Source organism: Dactylosporangium sp. CA-052675, from assembly GCF_050947935.1.
Classification (GTDB): domain Bacteria; phylum Actinomycetota; class Actinomycetes; order Mycobacteriales; family Micromonosporaceae; genus Dactylosporangium.
Genome location: NZ_CP192010.1, coordinates 7,642,280 through 7,659,540 on the forward strand (window position 1 = coordinate 7,642,280; position 17,261 = coordinate 7,659,540).

Below are 17,261 nucleotides of genomic sequence, written 5' to 3' on the forward strand. Positions count from 1 at the left end.
CTAGACCGGCGTCGCGGCGAGCGACTGCTCCCGCGAGCGCTCCTGTTCCGTGACGTCGACGTGGCTCATGGCCCAGCGCAGGATCGGCGGGCCCATCACCGACGTGACGACGGCGATGAGGACGACGACCGTGTACGTGGCGATGCTCAGCACCCCGAGCCGCAGGCCGGTGGTGGCCACGACGACCTCGACGATCCCCCGCGAGTTCATGCCGGCCCCGAGGGCGATCGCCTCCCAGTGCGACAACCGGCTGGCCCGGGCCCCGGCGTACGCGCCCACGAACTTGCCGATGATCGCGATGAGCAGCAGCGCGAGGCCGGCCAGGAGCACCTTCGGGTCGGCCAGGGCCCGCATGTCGATGCGCAGCCCGGCGGTGGCCAGGAAGACCGGCGCCAGCACCGAGAGCACGATCGTGCGCAGCGGCGCGAGGTCGGTCCACAGCGGCCGGCCCGGGCCGGCGTCGAGCTCACCCGGACGCTCCCGGGTCTGCCCGATGAGGATGCCGGCGATGAAGGCGCCGAAGAGGGCCTCCATGCCCATCGACTGGGTCGCGGCCGCGCCGAGCAGGATCAGGATGACGGCCGCGGTGGCCCGGACCCCGCCCTCGCTCGAGCGCGCGGCGTGGCGCATCACCCACCGCACCAGCGGGCGGCCGATCAGCAGGGCGGCGGCGAGGAAGGCCAGCAGGTACACCACCGACAGCGCCACCGAGCCGGCGTGCACCCCGGTGGTGGCCGCGGCCGCGACGACCGAGAGCAGGAACCAGCCGATCGCGTCGTCGACCGAGCCGGCGGCGAGGGTCAGCTGCCCGATGTCGCGGTGCAGCAGGCCCATGTCGGCCAGGGTCTTGGCGATGACCGGGATGGCCGTCACGCACATGGCCACGCCGAGGAACAGCGCGAACACCCACCGGTCGGTCCGGCCGGTGAGCAGCGCCGCCGGGACCAGGAACCCCGCGCCGACGCCGAGCGCCAGGGGCAGCAGCAGGCCGCAGAGGCTGACCCGCACGCCGGTGACGCCCCGGCGGCGGATCATCGCGGCGTCGAGCTGGGCGCCGGTGACCCCGACGAGCAGCAGCACGCCGATCTGGCCGACGGCGTCGACGAGGTGCAGCTGGTTGGCGTCGTCGGGGAACAGCCACCGCAGCGCGCCGGGCGCCCAGTTGCCGAGCAGCGACGGGCCGAGGATCACGCCGGTCAGCAGCTCGCCCACGAGGGCGGGCAGTTTGCACCGCACCGCCACGCGGCCGAGCGCGAGGGCGACCAGCAGCAGCAGCGAGATCTGCAGCAGGAAGACCAGCAGGACGTGTGGTGCGAGGCTGGGCAGTGGATTACTCACCGTCATCCCCTTCGTGGTGGTCGAGGTTCACCACCCCACACTTCCAATAACCATCGATCTCTGTCCATGCTTTGTCCTGGCCCAGGCTGCGCACATGGCGGCGGATCGGCTTCAGGCCGCCCGCCTCGCCGGCGACCCAGACGTAGCCGTCGCCGGCCGGGAGCGCCATGCCGGTCAGCTCGGCCGCGAGGGTCTCGCCGCGCTCGCGGTGCAGCCAGCGGACGTCGGCGTCGGCGCGGGTGGTGAGCGGCTGCTCCTCGGCGGCGTTCGCGACCTCGATGCGGGCGATGACCCGCGCGCCCTCGGGGAGCCGCTCGAGCCAGGCGGCGAGCGCGGGCAGGGCGGTCTCGTCGGCGCCCAGGACGTACCAGTCGAAGGTGAGCGGCACCAGGTTCGACCCCCGCGGGCCGAGGATGCCCAGCCGCTGCCCCGGCCGCGCCTGCGCCGCCCAGGACCCGCCCGGACCGTGGCCGTGCAGCGCGAAGTCGATGTCGAGCTCGCGCTGCCCGGGCCGCAGGAACCGCACCGTGTAGTCGCGGTAGACGGGCCGCGGCGAGCCGGGCGGCGGCGGCTGCAGGCCGTCCTCGCCGAGCGTCGGCATGACCGGGAGCTCGGCGCCGGGCTCGGGGAAGAAGACCTTCACGTGGTCGTCGGGGGCGGCGTGGCAGAAGCCGTCGAGCTGCTCGCCGCCGAAGGTCACGCGGACCATGCCGGGGCTGAGCCGGTGCACGCGCCGGACCTCGAGCAGCCGCGGGGTCAGGTCGTGCCAGACGAGCTCGATGTCGCGGGCGGGGCTCATGCGGTCTCCTTGGCGGACAGGAACTGGAAAAGTTCGGCGTTGACGCGGCCGGGCTGTTCGAGGTAGCCGTGGTGCCCGGCGTCGGGAATCTCGCCGTAGCGGGCGCGGGGAATGGCCGTGGCCACCTGGCGGCCGAGCGCGGCGGCGGCGATCAGGTCGTCGGCGAACCCGACCACCAGGCAGGGCACGTAGAGCCGCACGCCCCCGACGTCGATCAGGGGCATGGTTGCTCCACCCGGCCCGCGCTGAGGCGCACGACCCTCGGCAGGCGCTCGATGGTGCCGGCGCGGTGGGCGATGACGAGGACCGTGCGGTCGGCGCGCAGCCGGGCGAGAGCGGCCTCGATGCGGTGCGCGGTGCGCGGGTCGAGGTCGGCGGTGGCCTCGTCGAGGATGAGCACGTCCGGGTCGATCATCGCGGCCCGGAGCAGGCCGACCAGCTGCCGCTCGCCGGCCGAGAACCGCTCGCCCCGGCGCCCGAGCGGCGCGTCGAATCCGCCCGGCCGCCCCTCGACCCAGCCGGTGAGGCCGAGCCGGTCGGCGGCCGCGGCGAAGCCGGCCCGGGTCGGCCGGCCCGGGGTGAGCGCCAGGTTGTCGGCGAGGCTGCCGGCGATGACGTGCACCTGCTGCGGGATGAGCACGAGCCGCCGCCGCAGCTCGGCCGGGTCGAGCGCGGCGAGGTCGTCGCCGCCGTGGCGGACCGCGCCGCCGTCGGGCCGGTAGAGCCCGCACAGCAGCTTGGCCAGGGTCGTCTTGCCGGAGCCGGTCTCGCCCACGATCCCGGCGTGCTCCCCGGGCGCGAACGACACCGAGACGTCGCGCAGCACCGGCTCGCCGTCGCGGTAGGCGTAGCTGACCGCCTCCGCCACGAGCCCCCGGTGCGGTGGCCGCGGCGCGTCCGCGACGACGCCCACCCGGGGCGGAGGCTCGGCGGCCTCCAGCAGGTCGAGCAGGCGGGCCAGCCCGACCCGGGACTCGAGCATCTCGCCGGCCACGAGGGTGAAGTCGTCGACCGAGCTGAACAGGTCCCGGCTGGCCAGGACGAACGTCACCACCACGCCGACGGTCACCAGGTCCGCGCCGGCCAGCAGGCCGCCCCCGACGAGCAGGGCCGCGCTCGTCAGGCCCTGGATCACCCACGTGACGTCGATCCAGGTCGCGGCGCGCTGGGCGGCCCGGGCCGTGCGCAGGTAGGCGCCGGTCTCCCGCTCCAGGCGGCCGAGCCAGGTGCCGGTGGCGCCGTCGATGCGCAGCTGCTCGCGGGCCTGCAGGCTCTCGGTGAAGGTGGCGGCGAGGTCGGCCTGGGCGGCGGCCTCGGCCGGGTAGGCCCGCTCGGCCGCGCGGCGGAACCGCCGGGTGATCCACCACATCGGCGGGGCGAACACGACCAGCAGCACCACGAAGAGCGACCACGAGGAGCCGACGAGCACGAGCGCGGTGCAGACGAGGTACCCGCCCAGCGAGATCAGGTCCGGCAGCTGGCTGCGCACGAAGGTGGCCAGCTCGGCGATCTCGACGGTGGCCCGGCGCAGCAGGTCGCCGCCGCGGTGCGCCTCGAGGAAGCGCAGCGGGGCGGCGGCGAGCCGCTGCACCACCAGGTCCCGCAGCCCCTGCACGACCCGCTCGCCGGCCCGGGTGAGCAGCAGCTCCGACCAGCGCAGCAGCAGGGTCCGGGCGACGACCAGGCCGAGCACGGCGCCCGCGGTGACGAGCAGCCCGGGCCGGTCGTGGTCGAGCAGCCGGTCGACGGCCCGGCCGATGAGCACCGGCACGAGGGTCAGGGCGAGCGTGGACACCAGGTTGACGGCGATCCCGGCGGCGACGATGCCGCGGTGCGCGCGCAGGTGCGGCCAGGCGCGGCGCAGGACCCGGCGCAGGTCCGGCTCCTCGGCGAGCCTTCTGACGTCAGCCATTGCCCACCAGTTCCTTGCCGGTCGTCGTGGTCACGGCCTCGCCGAGGTCGATCACGCGGTCGGCGGCCGCGGCCACCGCGGGGCGGGACGTGGCGAAGACGATCGTGACGTCCAGGGCGCGCAGGCCGTCGAGGATGCGCCGCTCGGTCGCGGCGTCCACGGCCGAGGTCACGTCGTCCAGCAGCAGCACCCGCGCGCCGCGCAGCAGGCCGCGGGCGAGGGCGAGGCGCTGGAGCTGGCCGCCGGAGACGGAGCTGCCGCGCTCCCCCACCGCGGTCGCCAGGCCGTCGGGGAGCCCGTCGAGGAAGGTGTCGACGGCCGCGGTCCGGCACGCCTCGCGCAGGGCGTCGTCGGTGAGCCCGTCGCGGCCGAGGCGCAGGTTCTCGGCGATGGTGCCGGACAGCAGCAGGGGGCGCTGCCCGACGATGGTGATCGCGTCGCGCAGGCCGTCCGGGTCCAGCTCCCGCAGGTCGGTGCCGCCGAACCGGACCGTGCCCGCGCTCGGCTCCTCGAGACCGGCCAGGAGGCGCAGGAGCGTCGTCTTGCCCGTACCGACGCCGCCGACCACGGCCACAAACGCTCCACTGTGGACCGTCAGCCCGGGCAGCCGCAGCGGCGCCCGGCCGGGGCGCTCGACGACCAGGTCCGCCGCGACCAGCTCGCCGTCCTCGGGCGCCCGGCCCGCGCCCGCCGCCTCGCCCGCCCCGGCACCGAGAACGGCACCGATGCGGCTCGCGGCCGTCCAGGCGTCGCCGAGCTGGCTGAAGCGGAAGGTCAGCATCATCACCTGGCGGCCGAGCAGCGTCATCCAGCCGGCGAAGGCGACCAGGCCGCCGACGGAGAACGCCCCGTCCAGCACCATCAGGCCGCCGACGCCGACGCCGGCCGCGGTCGCCAGCCACGGCACGAACGGCGCGTGCGCGGCCCAGGAGGCCGCGACCCGGGCCAGGGCCAGGGTGCGCTCGCGGACCGTGTCGCTGGCGGCCCGGTGGCGGCGCACGAGCTCGGTCTCGCCGCCGAGGCCGCGGACCGCGGTGCCGGCCGAGAGCAGGTCCTCGACGGCGTCGGCGCGGGCGCTGTGGGCCGCGGACAGGGCGCTGTTGGCCCGCTCGTACCGCCGCGGGTACCACAGGTTCACCGCGACCAGCAGCGGCACGGTGGCCAGCCCGACCGCCGCGAGGGCCGGGCCGAGCGTGGCGACGACCGCGATGACCGCGACGAGGCCGAGCACGCCGCTGACGAGCGACGGCACGGCGGCGATCCACACGATGATCGTCTCGACGTCGCGGGTGCCGCGGGTGACGAGGTCCCCGGCGGAGAAGCCACCGGCCGTCCGCGCGTCCCAGCCGAGCACCCGCGCGGCGAGCCGCAGCAGCAGGGCGTTGCCGGCCCGCACGCCCGCGAGCGCGGCCCACCAGCGCATCGCGAACTCGGCGCCGGTGAGCGCGGCGGACACGGCGAGGGTCGCGGCGGCCCAGCGCGCCAGGGCGGGCCGGTCGCCGGCCGTGATGCCCTCGTCGAGGGCGCGGCCGAGGCACCACGGGAGCAGGATCAGGCCGCCCTGGTACGCCAGCCCGCCCACCCAGGAGGCCGTGACCCCGCGGGCCGCGTGGCGCAGGCACGAGCGCAGCAGCGCCGCCGGGCCCGGGCCGTCCCCTCCGCTTCGCCGCGGACCGCTCAGGCCGTCCCGTCCGCTTCGCTGCGGACCGCTCAGGCCGCCACCGCCGCTTCGCTGCGGATCGCTCATGCCGCCACCGCCGCGAGGGCCGCGACCGTGCGCAGCTCGAGCAGGTCGCGCAGCCTGAGCTCCACCCCGGCGGCCCGGGCCGCGCTGGTGAGGCGCATCGCGGCGAGGCTGTCCCCGCCGAGGTCGAAGAAGCTCTCCTCCGCACCCACCCCGGCGACGCCCAGCGCCTCGGCGAAGAGCGCGGCCAGGCGCTCCTCGGCCGGGCCCTGCGGCGGGCGACCGGCGGCCACGTGCTCCGGCCGGGGCAGCGCGGCCCGGTCGAGCTTGCCGTTGGCGGTGAGCGGGACGGCGTCGAGCACGACGACCGCGGCCGGCACCAGGTGTGCGGGCAGCCGCCGCCCCGCCCAGGCCCTCACCTCGGGCCCGTCGGCGTCGCCGACCACGTAGGCGAGCAGGCGCCCGCTCTCGGCGACCACGACGCACCGGCCGACGCCGGGGTGCTCGGCCAGGGCGGCCGCGACCTCGCCCGGCTCGACCCGGTGCCCGCGGATCTTCACCTGGTCGTCGGCGCGGCCCAGGTAGTCGATCCGCCCGTCGGCGCTCCAGCGGGTCAGATCGCCGGTGCGGTACATGCGCGCGCCCGGCTCGGCGGTGAAGGGGTCGGCGACGAAGCGCTCGGCGGTCAGGCCGGGCCGGCGCAGGTAGCCCAGGGCCACCTGGGCGCCGCCGATGTAGAGCTCACCGGCGACGCCGGGCGGGACGGGCCGCAGCCGGGCGTCGAGGACGTAGAGCGCGAGGTTGGCGACCGGCCGGCCGATGAGCGCCCGCGGCACCTCCTTCACCCGCTGCACGACCGCGTCGACGGTGCACTCGGTCGGGCCGTAGAAGTTGTACGACTCGGTGTCCGGCAGCGCCGCCAGGGCCGCCCAGAGCGGGCCGGGCACCGCCTCCCCGCCGACGCCGAGCACGGCCAGCCCGGCCGCGTCGAAGCCGGCCGCGAGCAGCTGCTCCAGGTGCGAGGGGGCCACCTCGACGACGTCGATCGCGCGGTCGCGCAGGAGGGCGGCGAGCAGCCGCGGGTCGCGCCGCGCCGCGCCGGTCACCAGGTGCAGCTCGTCGCCGCCGAGGAGGGCCAGCAGCGGCTGCCAGGAGGCGTCGAAGGCGAACGACCAGTTGTGCGCGATGCGCAGCGGGCGGCCGAGGCGCTCGGCGGCCGGGCCCAGGATGCGCGCCCGGTGGCTCGCGTGGAGGTTCGCCACGGCCCGGTGCGGCACGAGCACGCCCTTGGGGCGGCCGGTCGAGCCGGAGGTGTAGATGACGTACGCGGGGTGCTCCGGCGTGATCGGCTCCGGCGCCGCGGCGGCCGTGTGGAGGCGCCCGTCGAGCACGAGGGTCTCGGTGCCGGGCGGCAGCAGGTCCACGGTGGAGCGCACGGCGAGGGTGACGACCGGGCCCGCGTCGGCGAGCATGGCCGCGATGCGGGCGGGCGGATAGTCGGGGTCGATCGGGAGGTACGCCGCGCCGGAGGCCATCGCCCCGAGGATCGCCGGCACGATGTGCTCCCCGCGGGGCAGCACGAGCGCCACGATCGTCCCGGGCCCGGCCCCGGCCGCGGCGAGCACGCCGGCCAGCGCCTCGGCCTCCGCGACCAGCTGCGCGTAGCTCCAGCGCCGCTCCCCCACCACCAGGGCGGTGCGGTCCGGGGTCCGCGCGGCCCAGCCGGCGACGAGCCCCGGCAGCGTCGCCGGCACCACGTCCACCGGCCCCGCGTTCCACTCCACGAGGATCCGGTGGCGCTCGGCCGCGGTGAGGGCGTCGGCCCGGTCGACGGGCCGGGCCGGATCGGCGGCCGCCTCGGCCGCGAGCGCGACGAGCCGATCGAGCAGCAGCCGGGCGGTCGCGGCGTCGAAGACGTCGGGGCGGTACTCCAGCGTGAGGTGCAGCCCGTCGTCGTCCGCGGCCACGAGCGTGAGCGGGTAGTGGGTGGCGTCGCGGGCGGTCACCTCGGCGAGCTTCAGCCCGGCGGCGCGCTGGCTGTCCTCGAGCCGGTCCGCGTCGACCGGGTAGCTCTCGAACACCACCAGGGTGTCGAACAGCTCGCCCACCCCGGCGAGGCGCTGGATCGGGGCGAGGCCGAGGTGCTGGTGCTCCAGGAGCGCGGCCTGCTCGGCCTGCAGCCGGGTCAGGAACGCCGCCCAGCTCTCGTCGCCGGCCAGCCGGGCGCGGACGGGCACGGTGTTGATGAACAGGCCGATCATGTCCGCGGAGCCGGTCAGCTCCGGCGGGCGGCCGGCGACGGTGGCGCCGAAGACGACGTCGGCCCGGCCCGTGAGCCGGCCCAGCAGCACCGCCCACAGGCCCTGCACCAGGGTGTTGAGCGTGATCCCGCGCTCCCTGGCGAACGCGGCCGCGGCCGGGGGCAGCTCGGCGCTCAGCTCGCCCGGCGGCCCGCCGGGCCGGCCGGTGGCGCCGGGCGCGACCAGGGTCGGCCCGGCGATCCCGGCGAGGGCGTCGCGCCAGGCGGTCTCGGCGGCGGCCCGGTCCGCGGCGGCGAGCCAGGCGAGGAAGTCGCGGTAGGGGCGCGCGGGCGCGGGCAGGGCCCCGGCGTAGGCGGCGAGGAGCTCCCGGGCGACCAGCGGCCCGGACCAGCCGTCGACGAGCAGGTGGTGCTGGGTGAGCACGAGCGTGTGCCGGTCGGCGCCGTGCCGGACCAGCAGCATGCGCAGCAGCGGGGCCCGCTCCAGGTCGAACGGGCGGGACCGCTCCCGTTCGGCCTCGCCCTCGGCGTCCCCCTCGGCGAGGCGCCAGGGCACCGGGGACGCCGGGGCGATGAGCTGCACCGGGCGGCCCTGCGCGGTCGTGGTGAACGCCGCCCGCAGGTTGGGGTGACGGTCCAGCAGCGTCGCCGCCGCGGCCCGCAGGCGCTGCGGGTCGAGCTGGCCGTCGAGCGCCAGGGACTGCTGCACGGCGTACCCGGCCGGGTCGAGCTGGTGCAGGTAGAACAGGCCCTCCTGCAGCGGGGTCAGGGGCAGCACGTCGCTCAGGCCCGGGAAGCGCAGGGCGAGCTCGTCGAGGGCGGCCTGATCCACGTCGGCGAGGACGTCGGACGGGCTCAGCGCGCCGGGCCCGTCCGCGAGTGCGGCCAGCCGTTCGAGCTGGGCCGTCCAGGCGTCGAGCAGCGCCCGGGCGTCGGACTCGGCGACGGCATGGCGCGGGTAGGCGATGCGGAGGCGGAGACGTCCGTCCACGGTGGACGCCTCGACGGCGTACGGGTGCCGGACCGGGAGGTGGTCGCCGGCGTCGCCGCGCAGGCCACCGAGCGGGCGCCACGGGCCGTCGTCGCCGCCGGTGCCCTGCCGGCCGAGGTAGTTGAACAGGATCGGCGCGGTCACGGCGGGCAGGTGGTCGCGGAGCAGGCCGAAGCCGATGCCGCCGTCGGGGGCCGCGCGCAGCTGCTCCTTGACGGCCTTGAGCGCGGCCACGGGATCGTCGTCCACTGTGGACAGGCGCACCGGGTGCACGGTGGTGAACCAGCCGACGGTCCGGGACAGCTCGGCGCCGGGCAGCAGCGCCTCCTCGCGGCCGTGCCCCTCCAGCTCGACGAGCACGTCACGCTGGACGAGGGCGAGGGCGGCGAGCAGGACGTCCTGCTGGTTGGCCCGGAAGGCGGGCAGTGTGACGGCCGGCACCGTCGCCGTGACCTGTTCCAGCGTGCCGAGCGTGTCGCGGGCCGGGTCGAGGGCGACGGGCCCGGCCGGTTGCGAGGTCCCGGCCAGGACGGCGCGCCAGTACGGCAGCTCGCCCGTGCGGTCCGCGGCCGCGAGGGCCAGGGCCCACTCGCGGAACGAGGTGCCCGGCTCCGTGGTGGCGTCGAAGTCGAGCAGGATCGGCCACGAGACGGCGTCGACGGCCAGGTGGTGGATCTCCAGGAGCACCCCGTCGGCGCGGCGGACCGCCCGCAGCATCCGCCCGGCGGCCGGGTCGAGATCGCTGGCGCCGACGAGCGCGGCGGCGTCGACGGTGCCGGGCGGCGGCACGTGCAGCCCGGTGCCGGTCCAGCGGGCGCGCAGCACGTCGTGGCGGTCGAGCAGGGCCTGCACGCGGCGGGTCAGCTCGGCGTCGGTGAGCCCGTCCGGCGCCCGCAGCAGCATCGACTGCGACAGGCGCGGGTCGGCCGCGCCCGGCTCGCGCATGATCGGGGTGGCCGGGATGTCGCCCCAGGCGGCCGACGCGTCGCGCCGCTGCCGCTCGACGGGCGTGGCGAGGGCGGCGAGGCCCTCGACGGTCGGGCGGGCGAAGACGTCGCGGGCGGTGATGCGCCAGCCGGCCTCGCGGGCCCGGGCGGTGAGCCGCAGCGCGAGGATGCTGTCGCCGCCGAGGGCGAAGAAGCCGTCACGGACCCCGGCCCGGGGCAGGCCGAGCACGCCGGCGACGAGCCCGGCGAACACCGCCTCGGCCTCGGTGCGCGGCTCGTCGTCGCCGGCCCGGGCGGCGAAGTCGGGCGCGGGCAGGCGGCCCCGGTCGAGCTTGCCGTTCGCGGTGACCGGGAGCGCGTCGAGCCGCACGAACGCGGCCGGCACCAGGTGCTCGGGCAGCCGCCGCGCGACCCACTCGGCCAGGCCGCCGGTGTCCCCGGCCACGTAGGCGATCAGCCGCCCGTCGCGGGCCACCACCACGGCCTCGCGGACCGCCGGGTGCCCGGACAGCACCGCGGCGATCTCGCCGGGCTCGACGCGCTGCCCGCGGATCTTCACCTGCTCGTCGGTCCGGCCCGCGTACTCGAGGAGCCCGCCGGCGGTGACGCGGGCCAGGTCGCCGGTGCGGTAGAGGCGCTGCCCGGGGGTGAAGGGGTCGGCGACGAAGCGCTCGGCGGTCAGGCCCGGACGGCCGCGGTAGCCGCGGGCGAGCTGGACGCCGCCGAGGTACAGCTCCCCGGTCACGCCGGCCGGGACGGGTCGCAGCCACGGGTCCAGCACCACGGCCCGGGTGTTCCACAGTGGACGGCCGATCGGGACCGGGCCGGTCGCGGCGGGGTCGACGGGGTGGAAGGTGACGTCGATGGCGGCCTCCGTCGGGCCGTACAGGTTGTGCAGCTCCACCCCGGGCAGCAGCGCCCCGAAGCGGGCGGCCACGTCGGCGGGCAGGGCCTCGCCGCTGGCGATCACCCGCCGCAGGGGCAGCCCGTGCGTGGCCGGCTCCGCGAGGAAGGCGCGCAGCATGGACGGGACGAAGTGCAGCGTCGTGACGGCCTCGCGGCGGATCAGGGCCGCGAGGTAGGCGGGGTCGCGGTGGCCGTCGGGGCGGGCCACGACCAGCGTGGCGCCCGCGATGAGCGGCCAGAAGCACTCCCACACCGACACGTCGAAGCCGGCCGGTGTCTTGTGCAGGACGCGCTCGCCCGGTTCGAGGCCGTACGCGTCCTGCATCCACAGCAGCCGGTTCACGATCGCCCGGTGCTCGACGGTCACGCCCTTGGGGCGGCCGGTCGAGCCGGAGGTGAAGATGACGTACGCCGCCGAGCCGGGCCGGACCCGCGGCGCCTCCCACGACGCCGGGCCGTGCTCGTGCACGTTCTCCGGTGTCAGGACGACCCGCGCCCCCGCCTCCGCGACCAGCATCTCGTTGCGCGAGCGCGGGTGGGCGGGGTCGAGCGGCAGGTAGGCCGCGCCGGCCCGGTGGACGGCGTGCAGCGCGACGACGAGCTCGAGCGAGCGCGGCAGGGCCACGGCGACGACGCTCTCCGGCCGCACACCCTGGGCGTGCAGCCAGGCGGCGAGCCGGTCCACGCGCCGGTCGAGCTGGGCGTAGGTCAGGGCGGCGTCCTCGCAGCGCAGGGCCTCGGCGTCCGGGTGCGCGGCCACGGCGGCGCGGAACAGCTCCGGCAGGCTCGTCTGCGGCACCGGGTGCGCCGGCCCGGACACCGCCCCGGAGAGTCCCTCGTCGCCGCACCCGGCCAGGGCGCGGCCGATCGGGGCGGCCGGGCGCGCGGCGAGGCCGGCGAGGACGGCGGCGTACCGATCCAGGATGTCCTCGGCCCCGGCGGCGGAGAACACGTCGGCGCGGAAGGCCAGGCCGAGGCGGAGCCGGTCGCCGGGCGCGACGGCGAGGGTGAGCGGGTAGTGGGGGGCGTCGTCGCCGGTGACCTCGGTCATCCGCAGCCCGCCGGCGCCGGTGGCGTCGCGCAGCGCGTCGGCGTCGAGCGGGTAGCTCTCGAAGATGGTGAGCGTGTCGAACAGCTCCCCCGTCCCGGCCTGGCGCTGGATGGCGGCGAGCGGCAGGTGCTGGTGGTCCAGCAGGGCCGCCTGGCCGGCCTGAAGCCGGTCGAGCAGCGCGTCCCAGCCCTCCGCGGGGTCGAGCGCCACCCGCACGGGCAGCGTGTTGATGCAGCAGCCGATCATGTCCTCGACGCCGGGGACCTGGGCCGGGCGGCCGGAGACGGTGGTGCCGAAGACGACGTCGGTGCGGCCGGTGAGCTGGACGAGCAGCACGGCCCAGGCGGCCTGGACGACGGTGTTGAGCGTGACCTGCCGGGCCCGGGCGAACGCGGTGAGCCGCGCGGTCAGCTCGGCCGGCAGCTCGCGCTCCAGCCGGCCCGGGCGGGCGTCGAGGACCGCGCCCGCGCCGGGCGCGACGAGGGTCGGCTGGTCGAGGCCGGCGAGCGCGTCGCGCCAGGCCCGCTCGGCGGCGGCGCGGTCGGCGCGGGCCAGCCAGCGCAGGTACTCCTCGTACGGCCGCGGCCCCGCGAGCGCCCGCCCGGCGTAGAGGTCGAACAGGTCCCGGACGGCCAGCGGCGTGGACCAGCCGTCGAGCAGCACGTGGTGGTTGGTGAGGATGAGCTTGTGGTGCTCGGCGCCCAGCCGCACGAGGGTGAGGCGCAGCAGCGGGGCGTGCGCCAGGTCGAAGCCGCGGGCGCGGTCCTGCTCGAAGACGTCCGGGTGGTCGCGCAGGTCCACCTCGGCCCACGGCAGCTCGGCGCGCGCGGACACGGCCTGGCGCAGCACGCCGCCGGGCCCGGCCGGGAACGCGACGCGCAGGGCGGGGTGCCGGTCGAGCAGCGCCTGTCCGGCGGCCCGGAGCCGGGCCGCGTCGAGCGGGCCCCGCAGCTCCAGGACCTGCTGCACCACGTACGGGTCGACGTCCTCGGCGAGCGCGGCCAGGACGACCAGGCCCTCCTGCAGCGGGGTCGGCGGCCACACGTCGGCGAGCCCGCCCGGGCGCCGCTCCAGGGCCTCGATCTCGTCCTGGGCGAGGCCGGGCTGCAGCAGGTCCGCCGGGGTGAGCCCGGGGTCCCCGGCGGGCAGTTCGGCCAGGGCCGCGAACCAGTCGGCGGCGACGGCCCGCACGGCCGCCTCGGTGAGGACGCCGCCGGGGTAGGTGAGCGTGGCGGTGAGCCGGCCGCCGGTCACGGACGCGTTGATCTCCAGGGTCCGGGCGAGCGGCATCGCCGGGTCGGCCGCGCCGCCGAGCCCGCCGACCGGCGCCCACTCGCCGGCCTCCGGGCCACCGCCGTCGAACCGTCCCAGGTAGTTGAACAGCACCTGCGGCTCCGGGCCGCCGAGGTCGAGCAGCCCGTAGCGGGCGCCGTGGTCGGGGACCGCGCGCAGCTGCGCCCTGACGCGCTTGAGGGCGGTGGCGGGGTCGCCGGGGGTGAGCCGGACCGGGTACTCGGTGGTGAACCAGCCCACCGTGCGCGACAGGTCGGCCCCGGGGACGAGCTCCTCCTCCCGGCCGTGCCCCTCCAGCTCCACGAGCACCGAGTCGCGGCCGCAGCGCCGGGTGAGGGCGAGCGCCAGGCCGGTCAGCAGCCGGTCGGCGACCTGCGCGCCGAGCGGCCCGGCGTCGGTGCCGACGGTGACCGTGCGGGCGGTCGCCACCGTGTCGCGGGCCGGGTCGACGGGGCGGTCGCCGAGCGGCGGCTCCGCCTCGGTGCCGACGACCGCCCGCCAGTAGTCGCGCTGGCTGCCGGTCTCCACGGCGCCGAGACCCACGGCCCACTCGCGGAAGGAGGTGCCGGCCGGGGCGGTGCGACCCGGGTTCGTGAGGTCGTCGGCGATGATCCGCCAGGAGACGCCGTCGACGACGCTGTGGTGCGCCACGAACGCGACCCGGTCGCCGAGCCGGACGACCTGGAGCATGATCCCGGCCTCGGGGTCGAGGCGGTCGGCCGCGGCCGCCAGCTCCTCGCCGAGGGTCCGGGTGCCGGTGCGGATGAGGGCCGCGGCGTCCACGGTGCCGACCGGCGGCACGTGCAGCCCGGCCGGGGTGAGCCGGGCGCGGAGCAGGTCGTGGCGGTCGAGGAGGCCCTGGACGGCGTGCCGCAGTCCGTCGCGCGGGGCGCGGAAGACCATCGACTGGCTGTACCGCCGCCACGGCCCGGCCCCGAGCAGCCGGCGCACGGCCGGGGTGAGCGGCACGTCCCCGATCCCGCCGGCGTCCGCGGCGGCCGGGGCGGTCGCCGGGGCGGCCACGGCGGCGAGGGCGGCCACGGTGCGCAGCTCGAACACCTGGCGCGGGGTGATGCGCAGCCCGGCGGCGCGGGCGCGGGCGACGAGCTGGATGCTCACGATGCTGTCGCCGCCGAGGGCGAAGAAGCCGTCGTCGACGCCGACGCCGGGCAGGCCCAGCACCTCGGCGAACAGGCCGCACAGGATCTCCTCGGCCGCGGTGCGCGGGGCGGCGTCGCCGGTCTGGGCGGCGAAGCCGGGCGCGGGCAGGGCGCGCTTGTCGACCTTGCCGGCGACGGTGACCGGGAGGCGGCCGAGGCTCACGAAGGCCGCGGGCACCAGGTGCTCGGGCAGTTTCCCGGCGGCCCACTCGCGCAGGTTCCCGGCCGGGCCGACGGTGTAGGCGACCAGGCGGCCGTCGTGCGGGACGACGACGGCCTGGGACACGTCCGGGTGCTCCAGCAGCACGGCGGCGATCTCGCCGGGCTCGATCCGCAAGCCGCGGATCTTCACCTGGTCGTCGGCCCGGCCCACGAAATCGAGGGCGCCGGAGTCGGTGCGGCGGACCACGTCGCCGGTGCGGTACATCCGCTCACCGGGCGCGAACGGGTCGGCCACGAACCGGGCCGCCGTCAGGCCGGGCAGGCCGAGGTAGCCGCGGCCGAGCTGGGCGCCGGCCAGGTACAGCTCGCCGTGGGAGGCGGGGCGGAGCCAGGCGTCGAGGATGTACGCGCGGGTGTTGCCGATGGGCCGCCCCACGAGCGGGGTGTCGCTCTCCGACACCCGGGCCATGAGCGTGTCGACGGTGCACTCGGTCGGCCCGTAAAGGTTGATCGCGGTGGTGGCCTGGCGCAGGGCCGTCCAGATCTTCGGGTCGGCCGCCTCCCCACCCAACGCGACCAGCGCCGGCGGATTGTCCAGCAACCCCGCCGCGACCAGCGGTCCGGCCAGGGACGGCGTCACGTCCAGGAAGTCGATGCCGTGCTCGCGTACGTAGCCGACGAACAGCTCCGGATCCCGGCGCGTCTCGTCATCCAGCAGGTGCAGCTCGTGCCCGGCGACCAGGAACAGCACGCCCTCCCACGACGTGTCGAACACCGTCGCCGCCGACAACGCGGCCTTCACCCGGCGGCTCGGCATCACGTGCTCACGGTGATGGTGGAACAGGTTCATCAGGCTCGCGTGCTCGACCACCACCCCCTTCGGCCGGCCCGTCGACCCCGACGTGTAGATCAGGTAGGCGCCGCTACGCGGGTGGATCGCGGGCAGGTCGGCGTCGGCGTCCTCGGTCAGCAGCTCCGGGGTCACCACCACGGCCGGACAAGCGTCGTTCAGCAGCAGCGCGACGCGCTCGGCCGGGTAGCCGGGGTCGATCGGCAGATAGACGCCACCCGACCGCATGGCCGCCAGCCACGCCACCACCGCGTCCGCCGTCCGCGGCAGCAGCACCGCGACCGTCCGCTCGGGGCCGGCACCACGCGCGACCAGCACGCGGGCCAGGCGGTCGACGCGTTCGGCCAGCCCGGCGAACGTCAGCCGCTCGCCGTCGCAGACCAGCGCGGTCGCGCCGGGCGTGCGGGCCACGGTCGCGGCCAGCTCGTCGAGGATCGTGCCCGGCGGGACCTCCGTCGCCGGGCCGCTCGCCACCGGCTCCGCGGTGGCCAGCCGGGCCAGGACGGTGTCCGGTGCGGTCGTCAGGAGCTCCGCCAGGCGCACCAGGATGCGCCGGGCGGTCGCGCGGTCCACGACGTCGGGGCGGAACTCGGCCCCCAGGACCAGCGTCTCGCCCGGGATCACCGTGAGGGTGAACGGGTAGTGGGTGGCGTCGCGGCCGGTCACCTCGGCGAGGCGCAGCCCGGCGGCGCGCTCCAGGTCGCGGACGCCCTCCTCGTCGAGCGGGTAGCTCTCGAAGACGAGCAGGGTGTCGAAGAGCGGGCCGAGCCCGGCCTGGCGCTGGACGGCGGCGAGGCCGGTGTGCTGGTGGTCGAGCAGGGCGGCCTGCTCGGCCTGCAGGCGGGTGAGGTAGGCGGCCCAGGTGTCGCACGGGCGGGGCCGCACCCGCACGGGCACGGTGTTGATGAACAGGCCGATCATGTCCTCGACGCCGGGCAGGCCCGCGGGTCGCCCGGACACGGTGGCGCCGAAGACGACGTCGGTGCGCCCGGTCAGCTCGGCGAGCACGAGCGCCCAGGCCCCCTGCACGACGGTGTTCACGGTGACGCCCAGGTCGCGGGCGCAGGCGGCGGGCGCGGCCGCGCCGACCCGCAGCTCGATCGTCTCCGGGGCGGCCGCGACCGGCCCGGCGTCCGGGCGCAGGAGCGTCGGGCCCTCCAGGCCGTCGAGCGCGGCGCGCCAGGCGGACTCGGCCGCCGCCCGGTCCTGGCCGGCCACCCAGGCCAGGTACTCCTTGTAGGGCCGGGTCCGGACCGGCTCCCGGCCCGCGTAGCGGGTGAGCAGGTCGCGTACGAGCAGCGGGGCCGACCAGCCGTCGAGCAGGATGTGGTGCGCGGTGAGGACGAGCCGGTGCCGCTCGGGCGCCTCGCGGACGAGGACCCAGCGCAGCAGCGGCGGCCGGGCCAGGTCGAACGGCCGGCGCAGCTCGTCGTCGGCCGCGCTCGGGGAGTCCGAGACGGTGAAGGAGACCGGCACGTGCGCCGGGATCAGCTGAACGGGCTGGCCGGCCTTGCGGGGGCGGAACGCCGCGCGCAGGTTCGCGTGCCCGTCGAGCACGGCCTGGGCCGCGGCCCGGAGCCGGTCGGCGTCGAGCGGGCCGTCCAGGGTGAGGACCTGCTGCACGACGTACACGTCCGGCTCGCCGTCGGCGTAGGCGGACAGGAAGTACAGGCCCTCCTGCAGCGGCGACAGGGGCAGGATGTCCTGCAGTCCGGCCGGGCTGGTCACAAGAGCCTCCACTCGTCTTCGAACTCGTCGATCTCGTCCTGGCTCAGCGAGACCAGGCTCAGGTCGGATGGGGAGAACCCGCCGTCCGGGGCGGCGGCCCGCAGGCGGTGCAGGGCCGCGCGCCACAGCTCGCCGAGGCGGCGCACGTCGTGCTCGTCCAGGACGCCGCGGACGTACGTC

General features: G+C 77.0%; 7 protein-coding genes (1 of these 7 cut by a window edge). All 7 read right to left on the reverse strand.

The genetic code is table 11. The features are described from left to right. Tightly spaced (each overlapping or abutting the next), the 7 genes in view from ACQP1P_RS34055 to ACQP1P_RS34085 form a layout consistent with a single transcriptional unit that may run on beyond the window. Complete coding sequence (locus tag ACQP1P_RS34055) at positions 1-1,344, reverse strand: cation:proton antiporter (protein ID WP_433077266.1); 1,344 nt, start codon at positions 1,342-1,344, stop codon at positions 1-3. Further along, positions 1,331-2,137 (reverse strand): siderophore-interacting protein, encoded by an 807-nt coding sequence (locus ACQP1P_RS34060; RefSeq protein ID WP_433077268.1) that lies wholly within the window; start codon positions 2,135-2,137, stop codon positions 1,331-1,333. The genes ACQP1P_RS34055 and ACQP1P_RS34060 overlap by 14 nt, the downstream gene beginning before the upstream one ends. Then, positions 2,134-2,361, reverse strand: a complete 228-nt coding sequence (locus ACQP1P_RS34065; RefSeq protein ID WP_433077270.1) for an alpha/beta fold hydrolase — start codon at positions 2,359-2,361, stop codon at positions 2,134-2,136. Before ACQP1P_RS34065 ends, ACQP1P_RS34060 begins: the two co-directional genes overlap by 4 nt. Continuing rightward, positions 2,352-4,049: an ABC transporter ATP-binding protein gene (locus tag ACQP1P_RS34070; RefSeq protein ID WP_433077272.1), complete on the reverse strand. Its 1,698-nt coding sequence runs from the start codon at positions 4,047-4,049 to the stop codon at positions 2,352-2,354. Before ACQP1P_RS34070 ends, ACQP1P_RS34065 begins: the two co-directional genes overlap by 10 nt. Next, positions 4,042-5,796, reverse strand: coding sequence for an ABC transporter ATP-binding protein (locus ACQP1P_RS34075; RefSeq protein WP_433077274.1), 1,755 nt, complete (start codon positions 5,794-5,796; stop codon positions 4,042-4,044). The genes ACQP1P_RS34070 and ACQP1P_RS34075 overlap by 8 nt, the downstream gene beginning before the upstream one ends. Continuing rightward, positions 5,793-17,081: an amino acid adenylation domain-containing protein gene (locus ACQP1P_RS34080; protein ID WP_433077276.1), complete on the reverse strand. Its 11,289-nt coding sequence runs from the start codon at positions 17,079-17,081 to the stop codon at positions 5,793-5,795. Before ACQP1P_RS34080 ends, ACQP1P_RS34075 begins: the two co-directional genes overlap by 4 nt. Then, positions 17,078-17,261, reverse strand: the 3' portion of a protein-coding gene (locus ACQP1P_RS34085) for an amino acid adenylation domain-containing protein (protein WP_433077278.1). The gene runs 14,420 nt beyond the window's last position; 184 of the gene's 14,604 nt are visible here — the last part of the coding sequence; its start codon lies beyond the right edge, outside the window — the gene reads right to left on this strand; its stop codon occupies positions 17,078-17,080. The genes ACQP1P_RS34080 and ACQP1P_RS34085 overlap by 4 nt, the downstream gene beginning before the upstream one ends.

Bases quoted from the DNA above. Each gene is read 5' to 3' on its own strand.
- ACQP1P_RS34055 (WP_433077266.1), bottom strand. From the start codon at position 1,344: ATGACGGTGAGTAATCCACTGCCCAGCCTCGCACCACACGTCCTGCTG.
- ACQP1P_RS34060 (WP_433077268.1), bottom strand. From the start codon at position 2,137: ATGAGCCCCGCCCGCGACATCGAGCTCGTCTGGCACGACCTGACCCCG.
- ACQP1P_RS34065 (WP_433077270.1), bottom strand. From the start codon at position 2,361: ATGCCCCTGATCGACGTCGGGGGCGTGCGGCTCTACGTGCCCTGCCTG.
- ACQP1P_RS34070 (WP_433077272.1), bottom strand. From the start codon at position 4,049: ATGGCTGACGTCAGAAGGCTCGCCGAGGAGCCGGACCTGCGCCGGGTC.
- ACQP1P_RS34075 (WP_433077274.1), bottom strand. From the start codon at position 5,796: ATGAGCGATCCGCAGCGAAGCGGCGGTGGCGGCCTGAGCGGTCCGCAG.